Annotated in this window: 18 protein-coding genes; 13 read left to right on the top strand and 5 right to left on the bottom strand. The window is 39.7% G+C overall.

The window, feature by feature from the left end; genetic code table 11:
* Positions 1-182 precede the first annotated feature (182 nt).
* A complete protein-coding gene (locus ACFX4W_RS27145; RefSeq protein ID WP_377560341.1) occupies positions 183-686 on the bottom strand; it encodes an immunoglobulin-like domain-containing protein in 504 nt (167 codons plus the stop codon).
* Positions 687-794: 108 nt separating this feature from the next.
* Here ACFX4W_RS27145 and ACFX4W_RS27140 point away from each other — a divergent pair, with 108 nt between their 5' ends.
* The 3 genes from ACFX4W_RS27140 (at position 795) to ACFX4W_RS27130 (ending at position 2,475) form a co-directional block, all read left to right on the top strand.
* On the top strand, positions 795-1,502 hold the full coding sequence (locus ACFX4W_RS27140; protein WP_377560339.1) for a Type 1 glutamine amidotransferase-like domain-containing protein: 708 nt from the start codon (positions 795-797) through the stop codon (positions 1,500-1,502).
* A 96-nt stretch (positions 1,503-1,598) separates the two neighbouring features.
* Complete coding sequence (locus tag ACFX4W_RS27135) at positions 1,599-2,183, top strand: hypothetical protein (protein WP_043983041.1); 585 nt, start codon at positions 1,599-1,601, stop codon at positions 2,181-2,183.
* A 55-nt stretch (positions 2,184-2,238) separates the two neighbouring features.
* Positions 2,239-2,475, top strand: coding sequence for a hypothetical protein (locus ACFX4W_RS27130; RefSeq protein WP_224357852.1), 237 nt, complete (start codon positions 2,239-2,241; stop codon positions 2,473-2,475).
* A gap of 53 nt (positions 2,476-2,528) precedes the next feature.
* Here ACFX4W_RS27130 and ACFX4W_RS27125 read toward each other — a convergent pair whose 3' ends face one another.
* Positions 2,529-3,194: a cupin domain-containing protein gene (locus ACFX4W_RS27125; protein WP_043983035.1), complete on the bottom strand. Its 666-nt coding sequence runs from the start codon at positions 3,192-3,194 to the stop codon at positions 2,529-2,531.
* A gap of 231 nt (positions 3,195-3,425) precedes the next feature.
* On the opposite strand from ACFX4W_RS27125, the gene ACFX4W_RS27120 reads away from it, so the two are divergent.
* From ACFX4W_RS27120 to ACFX4W_RS27105, 4 genes are all read left to right on the top strand, one after another.
* Complete coding sequence (locus ACFX4W_RS27120; RefSeq protein WP_043983033.1) at positions 3,426-4,256, top strand: hypothetical protein; 831 nt, start codon at positions 3,426-3,428, stop codon at positions 4,254-4,256.
* Between the two features lie 140 nt (positions 4,257-4,396).
* Positions 4,397-5,281 carry a superoxide dismutase gene (locus ACFX4W_RS27115; RefSeq protein ID WP_028408223.1) on the top strand — a complete coding sequence of 295 codons (885 nt, stop codon included), beginning with the start codon at positions 4,397-4,399 and terminating at the stop codon, positions 5,279-5,281.
* Between the two features lie 624 nt (positions 5,282-5,905).
* The gene (locus tag ACFX4W_RS27110) at positions 5,906-6,463 is read left to right on the top strand and encodes a 3D domain-containing protein (protein ID WP_162214390.1); all 558 of its coding nucleotides are present in this window, start codon (positions 5,906-5,908) and stop codon (positions 6,461-6,463) included.
* 279 nt (positions 6,464-6,742) lie between these two features.
* Positions 6,743-8,230: a DHA2 family efflux MFS transporter permease subunit gene (locus ACFX4W_RS27105; protein ID WP_237075001.1), complete on the top strand. Its 1,488-nt coding sequence runs from the start codon at positions 6,743-6,745 to the stop codon at positions 8,228-8,230.
* Between the two features lie 33 nt (positions 8,231-8,263).
* Here the strand turns inward: ACFX4W_RS27105 and ACFX4W_RS27100 are convergent, their stop codons facing one another.
* Positions 8,264-8,944 (bottom strand): DUF421 domain-containing protein, encoded by a 681-nt coding sequence (locus ACFX4W_RS27100; protein WP_028408225.1) that lies wholly within the window; start codon positions 8,942-8,944, stop codon positions 8,264-8,266.
* 158 nt (positions 8,945-9,102) lie between these two features.
* Between ACFX4W_RS27100 and ACFX4W_RS27095 the strand changes: the two genes are divergently transcribed.
* From ACFX4W_RS27095 to ACFX4W_RS27080, 4 genes are all read left to right on the top strand, one after another.
* A complete protein-coding gene (locus ACFX4W_RS27095; RefSeq protein WP_050690645.1) occupies positions 9,103-9,747 on the top strand; it encodes a LytTR family DNA-binding domain-containing protein in 645 nt (214 codons plus the stop codon).
* A 132-nt stretch (positions 9,748-9,879) separates the two neighbouring features.
* On the top strand, positions 9,880-11,394 hold the full coding sequence (gene scpC, locus ACFX4W_RS27090) for a succinyl-CoA:acetate CoA-transferase ScpC (protein WP_043983030.1): 1,515 nt from the start codon (positions 9,880-9,882) through the stop codon (positions 11,392-11,394).
* Between the two features lie 119 nt (positions 11,395-11,513).
* On the top strand, positions 11,514-12,476 hold the full coding sequence (locus tag ACFX4W_RS27085) for a quinone oxidoreductase family protein (protein WP_377560334.1): 963 nt from the start codon (positions 11,514-11,516) through the stop codon (positions 12,474-12,476).
* 104 nt (positions 12,477-12,580) lie between these two features.
* A complete protein-coding gene (locus tag ACFX4W_RS27080; RefSeq protein ID WP_043983026.1) occupies positions 12,581-13,351 on the top strand; it encodes an SDR family oxidoreductase in 771 nt (256 codons plus the stop codon).
* A gap of 22 nt (positions 13,352-13,373) precedes the next feature.
* On the opposite strand, the gene ACFX4W_RS27075 is transcribed toward ACFX4W_RS27080, so the two are convergent.
* Entirely contained in the window at positions 13,374-14,156 is a 783-nt protein-coding gene (locus tag ACFX4W_RS27075; RefSeq protein ID WP_043983024.1) for an SDR family oxidoreductase, read from the bottom strand.
* A 308-nt stretch (positions 14,157-14,464) separates the two neighbouring features.
* On the opposite strand from ACFX4W_RS27075, the gene ACFX4W_RS27070 reads away from it, so the two are divergent.
* Complete coding sequence (locus ACFX4W_RS27070; protein WP_014459743.1) at positions 14,465-14,662, top strand: hypothetical protein; 198 nt, start codon at positions 14,465-14,467, stop codon at positions 14,660-14,662.
* Positions 14,663-14,805: 143 nt separating this feature from the next.
* Entirely contained in the window at positions 14,806-15,078 is a 273-nt protein-coding gene (locus tag ACFX4W_RS27065; protein WP_043983023.1) for a hypothetical protein, read from the top strand.
* 29 nt (positions 15,079-15,107) lie between these two features.
* Here ACFX4W_RS27065 and ACFX4W_RS27060 read toward each other — a convergent pair whose 3' ends face one another.
* A complete protein-coding gene (locus ACFX4W_RS27060; protein WP_013057410.1) occupies positions 15,108-15,344 on the bottom strand; it encodes a hypothetical protein in 237 nt (78 codons plus the stop codon).
* Between the last annotated feature and the right edge of the window lie 86 nt (positions 15,345-15,430).

Below are 15,430 nucleotides of genomic sequence, written 5' to 3'. Positions count from 1 at the left end.
GCGGAACAGGTGAGATCCCACAGGAGCGGAAGCGACGAGGAGGCTCACCGGCCGCCCGCGGAAAGCGAAGTCTTGCACGGAAATCAACAGCGGGGTAACAAACAATTCATACTAATCGTTCACCCGATTTGCTCGTCTTTAGGTGAGATGAATTTCGGTATTTCTAACTCTCTCTTTTACCTTTAATCAAACTGCCCGAGAACGTTCTTAAGACTCGGCCAAACAATTTCAAAAGGAGCCGCTAACACATACTCTTTTCCGTTTTCATCTTTAAAGTGTTGAACAAAACGATATTTTCCTACTTTGTAGTTAGGAGTTGCGATATCTTGTTTGAAGGATTTCCCTGGCTTCAGCGTGACATTTTTATCAGGAAACTCTAATCCGTTTAGCACAACTTCGTACCACTTTCCGTCTTTTAAGTGATCCGCCGTATTTTCATAAGGAATCGTTAAGGTATGCGTCGAATTGTTTTGAATAACAAAAAAGCCAAACTGCGTTTTATCGTATTTTTTACTGACAGCAGATAGCGTAATGGTTCCTCCGTCAGTGTTAATGGAAGATGGGATGTTTTTTTCTTGTTTGGCTCCTAGCTCCATTTTTTGACCGTTATAATCGATATAGCCAAAGGTACAAAACAAGATAATAAAAATGCCTAGTATTAGTAAAAGTGTTCGTACTATTTTCAAAAGCTTTACACCACCTTTTTTTTACTCTTCCATTATACGGAAAACCATCTATTGAAAATAGTATGAATTTCCATTTTTCATATCACTTTTTTGAAAGGGAGAATTGAAATGAGACAAATTATAGCCATGGGCGGCGGAGGCTTTTCAATGGAGCCGGATAACTTGCTGCTGGATCAATACATACTTTCACAAGCCCATACGAACGTACCGAAGATCTGCTTTATCCCTACAGCAAGCGGAGATGCGGATAATTATATAGAAAGGTTTTATGAAGCGTTTGGGAAGTTGGAATGCAAACCGGCTCATTTATCGCTGTTTTCTCAAAACTTTATGAATTTAAAAGCATATGTGCTGCAGCAGGATATTTTGTATGTAGGAGGCGGTAATACAAGGAATATGCTTCTTTTATGGAAAGAATGGGGACTGGATACGATTTTAAAAGCGGCTTATAAAAAAGGAATTATTTTGGCAGGAATAAGCGCAGGTTCACTTTGCTGGTTTGAAGAAGGTGTCACTGATTCAATGAACAACAAACTGTCTAAACTAAATTGTTTAGGGTTTTTAACGGGGAGCAACTGTCCTCACTATGACGGAGAAAGCAATCGAAGACCCTCGTATCATGAATTAATTGCAAGCGGGGAAATGAAAGAAGGTTACGCTGTAGATGACGGAGTCGCGCTGCATTTTAAAGACGAAAAGCTGTCTGCATCACTTAGCTCAAGACCTACAGCAAAAGCGTATGTTGTTAATCGGAAAGCGGAAGACGTAATTGAACGTGAGCTTCCGGTGACCTATTTGGATGATCGCAAGCAATAAATGGCCACTTCTCATGTTTCTCTGTATAAATCTCTGTATAAAATGGAGCTTATTTGTACATACATAAGCAGAGATTCTATCTAGGAGGGTACTTCAGTGAGCTATAAACAATACTGGGGAAACATACATGAACAAAGCGATAAGCTGCAGGAGTTATTATCTTCGTATTGGCATCAGTATTCAGATTTTGGGAACTGGCAGTTTTGGGTGGTACTTGCTTCGCTCGTTCTTCCTCTTGTGTTGTTGTATTTTACCGCAGACCGAACACGGATCTTTGAGGTGTTTTTCTTTGGGTATACGGTGCATGTGCTTTGGGCATATACGGATATTGCACTGGGAAGAACCGGTTATTTAACACACACATTTTTCTTAACGCCGCAGCTTCCAAACGCAACGAATATTACAGCTTCTATTTTGCCAGTAGGTTTTCTCCTGCTTTATCAATATTGCACGAATCATCAAAAGAGCTTCTATCTGTATACCATTCTGTTGAGCGCTGTTTTTTCATTTGGATTGGCGCCTCTTGAAGACTATTTTGGGTTTATTGATTCAGGAAAAGGAATGAGTTTGTTTTATATTTTTCTTATTGATATAGGAATAACGCTAGTAGCATACTGGTTTACAAGGCTGCTTGTAAAAGTAAAAGCCGCGGCTTATCGTAAAGCGGAAAAAGAACGTTGAAAAAATGTTTGAAGGTTATTAGTTAGGGGTATACATATATTTAAGATAAATTGAGGTGAAAAAATTGTATTACTACCGCATTTCAGAAGGACAAGATGAAACGTACTCTGAGACAATTGTTGTTCATGAAGAACAGTTTGATCAAGGTACATTTGAAAAAATGGTGAAAGAAGCGATGGTCGATAAGCCTGGCAAAATTGATCAAGTGGATATTGTGAAATATTTAATTGGACATTATCATTTCCAAGTTGCATATATTGAAGCAGCCTTTCATAGTACATATACAGACTAATAATGTTATGTATTCAACAAAAAACCGTTGCGTTGGCAGCGGTTTTTTTGTTTCTACCAGTACCGATAGTGATAGGGGCTTTGAGGGTGATAGTAGGGATTCTGAGGCGGAGGATACATATAAGGAGACGTATGATAGTAGGCTGGGCCAACTTGTTTTTCCTTTTTATAGTGTTCTTTTTCTCCGCATTCGCCTGTTGGTCCAATCACGATGGTTTGATTTTTTAACGGAGCCAGCGTTTTCTTTAGTTGCTCCGGATCTAAGCAGTACGTGTGAGCAAGGACTTCAATAGGCGTCTTATTTAAAATGTCCGATCCAAAAATGTATTCCGGGTAAGGGGCGTCAAAAATGGCAAGTAAATGCGTATTGTCTTCAGACGCAATCTCCCAGTGCCACCAGCCTTGAGGGATATTGGCTACTTGACCGGGAGTAATTGGAATATTTGTGACTTCGTTGTTAAACGGATTGATTAATGAAACGACGGCTGAGCCTGAAATGCAGTAAACAAGCTCAGCGGCATTTTGATGATAGTGCGGTTCGACCACGCGGCTTTTGCTTAAGTAAATATCGAGTAACGATACGTTTCCAAGAGTATTTAGCACATCTCTTCCTAGCCGGTTAATATAGTTTTCATCATTGCGCGTATTAAGTCTGTTTTTGTTCAAATCGGAAAAGTATTGTACGTTTGGGTTATTGTAATCCATATAAGACGTTGACAAGGGTCTTCAGCTCCGATCCTTGAATTTTTATGATGCTGTATCGTATGTGAAGCGTTGTATTTCGTGACAGAAGCCTAGAAGGATATATAGGTAAGGGCCTCTTTTTGATAAGGTGTACAATCATTTGTCCACTGATTTTCATATACTGTAACAGGTTCTTTTTTTACAGAGCCATGATCAATGTCAGACGCATACGACGGATCATTTTAAGGAAAGTGGGTTGCAGAGCTGTTGCTTGATCAATATGAAAAAATAACTAGTACGTATGAGAAGCTGGACGAACTTCAGCTGCCGTTTAATAAGCCCGTTTTAGTCGCGGTTGAGTGGAACGGAGTGCTGTTTGAGTTTTTAGTGAGATTAAAAAAAGAGTCTTCTCATTTGCTTGTGTTTGGTTCAGGAGGAGGGGCAAGTCAGGAAATGCCTGCAGGCCCTCCATATTTTCAGCGCCATTCGTGGATGAATGAATTCCAAGATTCCATTATTTATTACAACGACCCCACGCTTTATTTAGGAAAAGTGTCGCTTGCGTGGGGACAAGGGACAAGCGATCGTTTTTATTTAAAAGACATTGCGGTTGTAATTGAAAAGTTCATGAAAAAAGTACAGGTGAGTTCGTCTAATGTGCTATTTTACGGATCATCGGGCGGCGGCTTTATGTCGATGTTTTTAGCGGGGTACATGAAAGGAGCAAAAGCGCTTGTCAACAATCCGCAGACTTGCTTGACCAAGTGGCTGAAAACGCCGGTTCGGCAAGTGTTTAATTTATCTTATCCGAACTTGACAGAAGATGAAGTGATGGCCTTATACGGTGAGCGAATTAACGTAGTGAAGTTTTTTCGCCATATTAACTATGTGCCGAAGGTGTATTACTTGCAAAACGGGGCGTTTGAATACGATATGAACAATCACTTGCTGCCATTTTTAATGGATTTGCAGGATATGCCAGATGACTGTGAAATCAATAATATAAAAGTCGAGCTCTATTATAATCCAAAGCTGAAGCACGCGGCTGTTAGCAAGCAAGAAACGATTGATTATGTAAATATGGCAAAGAAGATATAATAAAAAAGGCAAGAGTTCAAGCTTAAAGGAACTCTTGCCTTTTTTATGTCGAATTTTCTAACTCAATAGATACAAGTAGGAAGTTATGTTGCTTCTTCTTTTGAATATGATAGTGAAGATGAGGTGTAAGGAGGGAAAGTATGGCCGATCAAGATGAGAGAAAAAGATACTTGATGGAAGTTCAGACCTGGCTTGAACAAGTATGTGATCCTGTATTTGAAGAAGCCATTACAGAAGTAGATATAACGTCATATATAACGCGCACGCAAGAAGACGTTCTTGAATATTTAAGCGAAGAAGATGTCAACGAATATACGTTAGAAGAAATCAATAATGCAGTGCGGCATATTGATAAAGTTTTAAAAGAGCGGCTTGGAGACGACGGCAGGGAGCGAGAATCGATAGCGCCAGGACAGCACGAGCTGCCGCCGCTTGGATATAGCTATTCAGCTCTTGAACCGTATATTAACCGGGAAATTATGCGTCTTCATCACAGCAAGCATCATCAAAGCTATGTAGATGGATTAAATAAAGCAGAGCTCATGCTGCAGCAAGCCCGTAACACAAACAATTTTGACCTCATAAAACATTGGGAACGGGAAGCTTCTTTTCATGGCTCAGGTCATTACTTGCATACAATCTTTTGGGAAATTATGAGTCCAGAAGGAGGAGGGAGGCCGAAACGACAGCTGCTGCAGCAGCTTCAAAAAGACTTTGGCAGCTATGAGAAATTTATGATGCATTTTTCTCAAGCTGCAAAAAAAGTGGAAGGTGTGGGCTGGGCTATCTTAGTATGGTCGCCGCGTTCGCGAAAGCTTGAAGTCTTGCAGGCTGAGCGCCATCAGCTTCTCACGCAGTGGGATACGATTCCGCTGCTCGTATTAGACGTATGGGAACACGCCTATTATTTGCAGTACAAAAATGAACGTGATCCGTACGTTGATAATTGGTGGAAAATAGTTTACTGGCCCAATGTAGAAAAAAGGTTCGAGGCAGCTAAAATGCTTCAGTGGCAGCCATATTAACAAGGAATGCAGGCATTTTAATTTCAAATAAAAAGGCTATGATAAAAGTATTTTAGTTGAAGAAAGATCCGAACGATGAATTGAGATTCTTGATGGAGAATCCAGCTCGTTCGGATTTTTTTATTGTTATGGCGATCATGTATGTATGCGTTTCTAGCAGTTAATTGGAGAGCAAGACGAAGATTCCTGCGGAAATAGTGGAATAGATGAGACCCTGCAGGAGCGCAAGCGACAAGGAGGCTCATCGGCCACCCGCCGAAAGCGAAGTCTTGCACGGAAATCAACAGCGGTGTAAAAGTGATGTATATTAAGCTCCTTTAACGCATTTATTAATTTTAAATAAACTATATTCTAAATAACCAATATAAAATAAAGTATAAGCCTCTAGAACCAGTGAAATGTTACAAATGAAATAATCCAGTATAAATGTGTGTAAAAGCACCGTCATATACCTAAATATGTATGTTTTTGAAGAGTGAAGGTGATTAATTTACTAGTTTAAAAGGAAGAATCTTTATTTTTACTGTAACTAAACTATCAAACTATTGACATGATACTGAAATATAACTGTAATATTCATGTGTTATTTTTTATGTATTGGTAGATAAAGGGGAAATCAATTACATGAAAAAGGCAATGATTACGTTCAGTTTAGTTCTAATGTCACTGTTCGGAGTGGCAAGTGGTGCATCAGCTGCAACAAATACATATACAGTAAAAAGCGGAGATTCGCTATACAAAATTGCAAAGACATATAAAGTATCGGTTAGTCAGCTGAAACAGTGGAATAACTTAAAGTCAGACAGCATTCATCCGAAACAAGTATTAAAAGTATCTCAAGTAAAATCAAGCACGCCTGCTAAAGCAGCGCCTGCGAAGTCTTCAAACGTTGTGAAAGAATTTAAAGTAACAGCAACAGCGTACACAGCGAACTGCAAAGGCTGCAGCGGAAAAACAGCGATTGGAATTGACTTGAAAAAGAATCCAAATCAAAAAGTGATTTCTGTCGATCCAAAAGTGATTAAGCTTGGTTCAAAAGTATACGTAGAGGGTTACGGCACGGCAATCGCAGCTGATACGGGCGGCGCAATTAAAGGAAATAAAATTGACGTTCTTCTTCCTTCTCAAAAAGAAGCGTTAAAATGGGGAAGAAAAACAGTAAAAGTTCAAATCTTAAAATAAGTATTTCTTAAGGAAATGAGAGCCTTCGTTGAAGGGCTCTCATTTTTTTCTTCATTAAAGGGCATGCTACTTTATATATACTGATGGAAAAGTTTTACGAAAATGATCATATTTGTTGACAAATATTTCGGAAACGGATATATTTATCCGGTATATAATTAAGTTCATTAAATATTCGTGACATAAATTAATAGAATGAACACATAAAATATATTCTTAACCTGTTTGTCATCTGAAGATTTACATACAGATAATTTTAAAGGGAAAGGTCTTGTTAAAATGAATACACAAACACCACAGTCCGATCAAGCCCGAACTCGGTCTATTTTTGGCGTAATGATAATGGGAGCGCTCGTCGCTTTTTTAAATCAAACGCTGATTAACATTGCGCTTCCGCAAATGATGGATCATTTCCATGTAACGGCGGCTACGGGCAACTGGTTAACAACCATCTTTATGTTAGTAAACGGAATTGTTATTCCAATTACAGCATTTTTAATGAATCGATTTACTACAAGGCAGCTGTATATTACAGCAATGAGTCTGTTTACAGTAGGAACACTGCTTTGCGGTATTGCACCGACATTTTCCGTTATTTTAGTGGGACGCGTCGTGCAAGCAGCAGGAGCAGGGATTTTATTTCCGTTAATTACCAACGTTATCTTTACATTATTCCCGCCTGACCGACGCGGTTTTGCGATGGGGATTTTTGGTGTAGCGATGAACTTCGCACCGGCAGTAGGGCCGACGCTTTCTGGTTTAATAGTTGAGCACTACTCATGGCGCGTTTTATTCTTTATGATGTTTCCAATTGCACTTATTAACGTAATTGCGGCTATTATTTTAGTGAAAAACGTGACAGAAACAAGCCGACCTAAGCTAGACGTGCTTGGCGTTATTTTGTCAACAATTGGATTTGGCGGCTTGCTTTATGCGTTCGCTACGGGCGGTACAAAGGGCTGGACCAGCACTGAAGTATTAGCCATGTTCATTGTAGGCGGTATTTCAATTCTGTTCTTTATTTTCCGTCAGTTAAAAATCGATCAGCCGCTTCTTGAATTTCGTATTTTCCGTTACCGTATGTTCACATTAACAACAATCATTAACGTGATTGTGACAATGGCAATGTTTTCAGGTATGATTTTAATGCCGATTTATATGCAAAACGTACGCGGTTTTTCACCGTTTCTTTCAGGCTTGCTGTTACTGCCAGGGGGAATTGTAATGGGGATTATGTCTCCGATTACAGGACGTCTGTTTGATAAGTTTGGCGCAAGATGGCTTGCTGTTATTGGTTTAGCGATTACCGTTGTAACAACATATGAACTAACAAAACTTGAAACAACAACAACATTTATGTATGTAATGATTGTTTATACTGTTCGTATGTTTGGTATGTCGCTGCTCATGATGCCAATCTTTACAGCAGGATTAAATGAGCTTGCGCTTAGCTTAAATAAATACGGCACAGCGATGGTTAATACGCTTCGAATGGTTGCTGGAGCTGTAGGAATGGCGTTCTTTGTATCTATTATGATGAATCAAGGTGAAAAACACGTGAAAAACATCGTCACGAATCAGCAAATTTTGCCGACAGATAAAGGCAGTATGGCTGAAGCTGTGAATCAAGGTACGGCAATGGGTATTAACGATGCGTTTATGATTGCAACGATTTTAAGTGTGATCGCGTTTGTTTTAGCCTTCTTTATTCGTAAAACATCACCAAAAGAAGATACCATTACAAATCGTGTAAAAAAAGCAAGCTAATAAAAAATCCGTGCCTTTTGGTACGGATTTTTTTTATGAGTTAAATTTGTCTTTTTTATAGTCAATGTAAAGCGATCCGTCGGACTGAACCTCAGCGTAAAAGACGTCATCAATTGAGTTGACTCCCGCTTTTTCTAGCTGTTTATGCAGCCAATTATTATCTACATGCAGGTCCTTCAAGGCATCTTCATTCGCTTTTCCATCGTAAATAACGCCTGTTGAAGTGGGGAATAAAAGCGTTTTTGACCACGAGTTCGGCTTTTTATCTTGTTTTTGCATAACGGAAAGGTTTCCGTTGATTTCTAATATGGCGTATTCTACATCTTTTATGGAAAATACATTTTGCTGCCTCAGCATGCCTAAAAGAGATTCAATATCTAGCCGGACTTGTTTTAACGCCTTTTCCATCACTTTCCCTTGCTTAATCACAATTTTAGGCTCACCGGTAATAAGATGCCGCGCTTTTTTCGATTTCATTCCAAGATAGCCCATAGCGATCGTTAAAAATGTCCATCCTAGCAGAGAATACACTCCTTTATCAATCTCTACTCGCTTATCAGTGGAGAGGGAAGAAGCGATATTACCAATCGTAATCGCCGTAATGAATGTAAACACATTTAGCTGGCTGATTTCTGTTTTTCCCATGAGCCGCGTTAAAAGAAGCAGCACAAAAAATGAACAGGCGATTCGAAACGTCGATTCAGCATAGCCCATACATTTCACCCTTCCTTCATTTCATTGTTTTATGTTGTGAAAAAATAGAAATTTTATGCAGTTAAAAGGATAAATTCCATGCTTGTCTCCCAATCGCTTTTGCTTTTGCGCTACAATAAAGAAGCAGCGTGTTTAACTAGACAAAAGAAGGTGAAAAGATGAAACCGTTTAAAGCATCCGCATTATTAGATGTCATCAGTGAATTGTTCTCCGATGAAGCGTCGATTGCCGTTTCAGATCTAGAAACGTACGTGTATTACCGAGCAAGCAAACGAATTAACTTAAAAATCAGCCCTGGAGATCAAATAAAAAAAGGAACGATTACATATAAAGCATTAGAACGAAAGCAAAAAGTGTCGGAATTTATTCACCGAGACGTATTCGGCACACCTTACTATGGCATGGCCGTGCCTTTTTTAGATGAAGGAGAGGTTCAAGGGTGCGTGACGGCGATTTTTCCCGCGTTAACGAGCGGAAAGTCAGTTGTGACGTTAAAGGTGAACGAGGGATGGATACCGGTTCCTTTCTCAAAAATTATCTACGTAGAAGCGCGTGACCGAAAAACATATGTGTACGCACAGAAGTATACGGGTACGCATAAATACACGTTAAATGAATTTGATTATGTGCTTCCAAAAGAAGAGTTTGTGCGCTGTCATCGTTCTTTTATCGTCAATGTGACGCAAATTCAAGAAATTTATCCTGATACACATTCAACTTTTTTATTAGTGATGAACAACGGAGAAAAAATTCCGGTCAGTCAGTCGTACGCCAGCTATTTTCGAAAACTCCTTGGGTTTTAACCGTCATTTTGCTTAATTATCATCAAATATGCTGTTTTATCGCTATTTTTGTCCATTTCATTCCAAAAACTCTTGTGTACGCTCGCTTTACAGTAAAATGGTAAAAAAGAGCAAAAACAAGGAGTGAACAGAATGGAAAACGTTTGCAGTCGAATTAAGGATGAAGCACTAAAGAATCGAGTTGTCTCTGCTGAAGAAGCAGCGTCTTGGATTCAAGATGGAATGACTCTTGGTCTAAGCGGTTTTACACGCGCGGGGGATGTCAAAGCTGTCCCGTTTGCGCTAGCGAAACGAGCAGAAACAGAACCGATAAAAGTAAGCGTGTATACCGGTGCTTCACTTGGATCAGATGTGGATAAGCTATTTGCAGAAAAAGGCATGTTAAACAAGCGCCTGCCGTTTCAAGCGGACCCAACCATGCGTAAAAAAATTAATGAAGGTGAATTTCAGTTTATTGACCAGCATTTATCGCATACTTCTGAATGGGTGCGTTCAGGCGTGTTAGATTCAATAGATTTCGCTATTTTGGAAGCGGTTTCTATTACGGATGACGGAATGATGATTCCAACAACGTCAATTGGCAATTCGATGGTGTTTGCCGAGCATGCAAAATCTATTATTATTGAAATTAACACAGCGCAGCCAGAGCTGTTAGAAGGCATTCATGACCTATATGATCCGGGCGTTCAAGGACAAAGAGATGCAATTCCTTTGAAAAAATCTGATGATCGTATTGGTTCATTAGGCATACCAATTGATTTAGATAAAGTAAAGGGTATTGTGTTTACAAATCAGCTAGATTCACCGTCTACGATTGTAGCACCTGACGAAGAAACGGTTGTGATGGCTCAAAATCTGATTTCATTTTTACGTGAAGAAATTAAAGAAGGGCGATTAACTGAATCGCTTGCTCCTTTACAATCTGGAATTGGATCTGTGGCAAATGCCGTTTTCCACGGTTTGTTAGATTCAGAGTTTCATGATTTAGAAGTGTATTCAGAAGTATTGCAAGACGCCGTGTTTGATTTATTTGACGCAGGAAAAGTTACGTTTGCTTCCTGCTGCTCAATTACGCTTTCAGCGGATAAAATGAAACAAGTTTTCTCTAATTTTGAAGCCTATCGAGATAAGCTCATTCTTCGCCCGCAGGAAATTTCAAACCATCCAGAAATCATTCGTCGCTTAGGACTGATTTCTATTAACACTGCCCTAGAGCTAGACATTTACGGAAACGTCAATTCCACGCATGTGATGGGAACAAAAATGATGAACGGAATCGGAGGCTCAGGAGATTTTGCCCGAAATGCGCGTCTCGGTATTTTTGTAACAAAATCTATTGCCAAAAACGGCGATATTTCAAGTATAGTGCCGTTTGTTTCACACGTTGATCATACGGAACACGATGTGGATGTGATTGTAACAGAGCAAGGATACGCAGACCTGCGCGGACTCGCTCCAAGAGAACGAGCAAAACGAATCATTGAAAATTGTGCACATCCAATGTACCGCGACCAGCTTATGGCGTATTACGAAGAAGCGCTCACGCGAGGCGGACAAACACCGCACGTTCTTGAAAAAGCCTTTTCTTTTCATATGTCTTATCAAAAAAATGGAACGATGCGAGAAGTTGTAGAGCAAACAAAGTAAAAGAACGCTTTATCTCCTTAGGAGACAAAGCGTTTTTCCCTTGAGTCAGAAACTTGTGTTTGTTATCTCTTTGAATTACGATGAAAGGGAATACATAAAGAAAACGAGGTAACTTATATATGAAAGCATTAGTGTTTGAAAGATTTGGAGGACCTGACGTTCTCCACTATCAAGATATACCGAACCCCTCTATTGGTCCAACAGACGTATTAGTAAGAACAAAAGCAATTGGACTTAATTTTGCTGATGTGTACCGAAGAAAAGGGAACTACCACTTAACGGGTACACCTCCGTATATTTTAGGATATGAAGGAGCAGGTGTGGTAGAAGAAGTAGGAGCAGAAGTAAGTCACGTTAACGTAGGAGACCGTATTGCGTTTGCTGACGTCCCTTTTGCAAATGCAGAGCTTGTTGCCGTGCCACAAGATAAAATCATTGCCGTACCTGACGATATTTCGTTTGACGGAGCTGCTTCTGTGCTTTTACAAGGGTTAACGGCTCACTATTTAACACAAGACAGCTACAGCATTCAGCCCGGCGATTATGTACTTGTTCACGCAGCTGCTGGAGGTGTAGGTCAGCTTTTAGTTCAAATTGCCAAGCTATTAGGCGGACAAGTCATTGGCTTAACGTCATCTTCTGAAAAAGCAAAAGCAGCGGCTCAAGCAGGTGCTGACTATGTCTTTTTATACGAAGATAACTGGGTGGAACAAGTGAAAGAAGTAACGAAGCGAGGCGCAGATGTTGCCTATGAATCTGTAGGAGTTACACTAGAAAAAAGCTTTGAAGCCGTAAAAACAGGCGGAACCGTGGTATTTTACGGAATGGCAGGAGGCGATCCGGCCCCGGTCGACCCGCGTATGCTGATGGACACCTCTAAAACGCTTACAGGTGGAGACTTATGGAACGTGCTCGTATCTTATGAAGAACGTAAAGTACGTTCACAGCAGCTGTTTGAGTGGATCAGTAAAGATCAGCTTGTGTTAACTGATCCCGTGGTGTTCGATTTAAAAGACGGAGCAAAAGCGCATGAGCTGCTTGAAAGCCGGAAAAGTACAGGGAAAATTTTGTTAAGACCGTAAAAGAAAGGCCCTTTAGTCAAGGGCTTTTTTCTGTTAGTAAAGGATAAACTAAGGAGCTGTCTAATATATATAGTAGATAAGTAGAGTGAAAGAGGTGAAGGTAGATGAAACATGCATTGATTACAGCGGGTCATAAAGGTATTGGCAAGAAGGTAACAGAAAATTTTTTAAAAAAGCAGTATTCCGTTACCGTCCATTTTCGGAGTGATAAAAATAAAGTGCGAGAACTGCAAGAAGAATGGCATCAATATAAAGACAACGTACAGTTTGTAGAAGGTGATATAACGAATAAAGCAGATATTGAACACGTCGTTGCGCAGGCTATGGAGCGATTTGGACGTATTGATGTTTTAATTAATAATGCAGGTCCGTATGTATTTGAAAGAAAAAAATTAATAGAATACACAGACAGTGAATGGTATGAAATGCTGGAAGGAAATTTAAGCTCCGTTTTTCATTTTGTAAAAGCGGTTGTTCCAGCTATGAAAAAGCAGCAGTTTGGAAGAATTATTACATACGGTTTTCAAGATGTAGAGCACACCCCTGGATGGATGTATCGCGCGGCTTTTAGTGCCGCTAAGTCAGGACTAGCTTCTCTGACCAAATCGCTTGCTCTAGAAGTAGCCGAATACGGGATTACGGTCAATATGGTCTGTCCCGGAGATATTGTAGGGGACATGAAAGAAAGTGACATTATAAAAGCAAGATTACTAGAAGACAAGGAAACGCCTGTCGGTCGATCAGGGACAGGAGAAGACATTGCGCGTATTATTGAGTTTCTTTGTGATGAAAACTCAGATATGATTACAGGCAGCATTATATCTGCTTCGGGCGGAGTAGATGTTGTTCATAAAAGTAAAAAAACAAGCCCCTGACGTTGACGCAGGGGCTTGTACGTTACAGCAGTGATTCTCCGCCGTCGATAAACATTTCACTTCCGGTAATATGTTTGGACGCGTCAGAAGCTAAAAAGAAGATTAACTCCGCTACTTCTTCGGGCTTAGCTGAGCGCTTAGCAAGCGGCTGATTGCCATTTGGATATTCAATTGGAATCGCCACTTCTTTTAATTTGTCTTCTTGACGGAATGTATTGCTTTCAATATTTGTATCAACTGCTCCTGGACAAATGACGTTTACCCGTATTCCGTATGTAGAAAGTTCAAGGGCTGCCATTTTGCCGAACGCCATTTGGCCAGCCTTTGAGGAACTGTATGCGCTCATGCCGATATTTGAAAATGTACGGTTGCCGTTAATTGAGCTAGTAATAATAATGCTTCCTCCCTGAGCTTTCAAATAAGGAATAGAATGCTTCACAGTTAAAAAAGTGCTTGTTAAATTTGTATCAATCGTTTTTGTCCAATCTTCTGGTGATAGTTCTTCAATAGAAGAGAACGTACCGTTGATGCCTGCGTTAATAGAAACAATATGTAATTGACTCCATAAGCTGCGGATCGTTTCGATACTCTCTTTTATACTTTCAGAGTCAGATACGTCTGTTTTAATGGCTATACACTCTCCGCCGCTCGACATGATGGTCTCTTTTACTTCATGTAATTTTTCTTCCTCTAAATCTAAAAGAGCAACGCGCGCTCCTTGTTCAGCTAGTGTAATGGCTGAAGCGCGTCCAATTCCAGACGCCGCTCCCGTCACAAGCGCAACTTTTCCAGTTAATGCAATCATTTGGAACCCCTCCATATAAAAATGTTGTTTCCTTTCTTTAGCCTATACGAAGGAAATAAAAACCTCTTTTAAAATATTTGTGTTTAAATTTTCTAAAAGATGCCCAAAGGAAAAGAGAAAACAGCGGCGAATTATTAATATGACGCCAGAACATGAAAAAGCTAATGCCAAATGGGCCTACTTGAGCAGCTAAAGATTATACCCTGTCTTTTCAGAAGAATGTTTATATAAAATTTTACATCAGAGGGACTTGCAAATCGTTCCTTGAAAGCTTACACTAGTAAAGCACAGAAAAAGGACGGTGTTTTATGAAGAAGAAAGATAATGTGATTCCATTCCCGCAAAGAAGGGAAGCGGCTGCTTATGTTCCCGCTTCTATTAGTTTAGATAAGGATATTGTGGAATTTTTAGAAATTATGAATTTTGAAGATCGCAATGATTTTTTAAATGAAATGATTGATTCATTTTTTAAATATGTAAAAGGTGAAGAAGACGAAGTAAGATAAAAGGTAACGTTAAAGACATCCAACGAGATGTTTTTTATTTTGTGGCCAATTGCTTAAAAGGCATGCTTAAGCCTCGTATAGTTATTTATGGTATAGTATACATTAGATACTATCTAGCAGGTGCAAATGCGAGGAGTGATAAGATGAGTGGATTTAAAAAAGACATTCGTGCCGGATTCGAAGAACCACACTCACTAGAACAATTAAAGCATGAAATGGAGCAAAGCCTGTGGAATTTAAGAAAAGATTTGCGAAATGAAAATCGCTCGGAAACGGAAATGGCAATGATTAAAATTTCGCTGCTGTCACTATTTGAGGAACAGGCAAATAAATTGAGTAAAACTGAGCTTTCTGACTACCTTGCTGATTACCACAAAAGAGTCGAGCAGTTATTCGACAGGTATAGCTATAAATAAGACAAGCATCCTTGCGGGGATGCTTGTTTTTATTTGAGCAAAATTCGCTTGTATTCATTGCGCTTCAGAGGTTTGGATACATACCCGTCGGCTTCTAGCTGATAAATAATGGTGGCAGCTGCATACACGCTAAAGGCATGATCAAGACCAAAGTAGTCTTGCAAAGCGGCGACGCTCACTTCCTCTTGAAAGATTTTACTGCGATTTGATAAGACAATAGGGTAGACGTTTTTAACGATTTGCTTTGAAATTTCGAGTGTTAACATATAAAATCCCTCCTGTGTGAGTGTACATAACTAAAGGTATTCAGCACGGTGTACATTCATGAAAAAGGGAGCGATTACATTTTTAA

Origin of the sequence: Priestia sp. YIM B13489 (assembly GCF_042787645.1) — a bacterium.
In the GTDB taxonomy this organism is placed as follows: domain Bacteria; phylum Bacillota; class Bacilli; order Bacillales; family Bacillaceae_H; genus Priestia; species Priestia megaterium.
This window is presented reverse-complemented; position numbering and strand designations above follow the sequence as displayed.

Coding starts and splice junctions, on each gene's coding strand:
- ACFX4W_RS27085 (WP_377560334.1), top strand. CDS start 11,514: ATGAAAGCATTAGTGTTTGAAAGATTTGGAGGACCTGACGTTCTCCAC.
- ACFX4W_RS27080 (WP_043983026.1), top strand. CDS start 12,581: ATGAAACATGCATTGATTACAGCGGGTCATAAAGGTATTGGCAAGAAG.
- ACFX4W_RS27100 (WP_028408225.1), bottom strand. CDS start 8,944: ATGGGCTATGCTGAATCGACGTTTCGAATCGCCTGTTCATTTTTTGTG.
- scpC (WP_043983030.1), top strand. CDS start 9,880: ATGGAAAACGTTTGCAGTCGAATTAAGGATGAAGCACTAAAGAATCGA.
- ACFX4W_RS27140 (WP_377560339.1), top strand. CDS start 795: ATGAGACAAATTATAGCCATGGGCGGCGGAGGCTTTTCAATGGAGCCG.
- ACFX4W_RS27110 (WP_162214390.1), top strand. CDS start 5,906: ATGAAAAAGGCAATGATTACGTTCAGTTTAGTTCTAATGTCACTGTTC.
- ACFX4W_RS27060 (WP_013057410.1), bottom strand. CDS start 15,344: ATGTTAACACTCGAAATTTCAAAGCAAATCGTTAAAAACGTCTACCCT.
- ACFX4W_RS27115 (WP_028408223.1), top strand. CDS start 4,397: ATGGCCGATCAAGATGAGAGAAAAAGATACTTGATGGAAGTTCAGACC.
- ACFX4W_RS27095 (WP_050690645.1), top strand. CDS start 9,103: ATGAAACCGTTTAAAGCATCCGCATTATTAGATGTCATCAGTGAATTG.
- ACFX4W_RS27065 (WP_043983023.1), top strand. CDS start 14,806: ATGAGTGGATTTAAAAAAGACATTCGTGCCGGATTCGAAGAACCACAC.
- ACFX4W_RS27070 (WP_014459743.1), top strand. CDS start 14,465: ATGAAGAAGAAAGATAATGTGATTCCATTCCCGCAAAGAAGGGAAGCG.
- ACFX4W_RS27075 (WP_043983024.1), bottom strand. CDS start 14,156: ATGATTGCATTAACTGGAAAAGTTGCGCTTGTGACGGGAGCGGCGTCT.
- ACFX4W_RS27105 (WP_237075001.1), top strand. CDS start 6,743: ATGAATACACAAACACCACAGTCCGATCAAGCCCGAACTCGGTCTATT.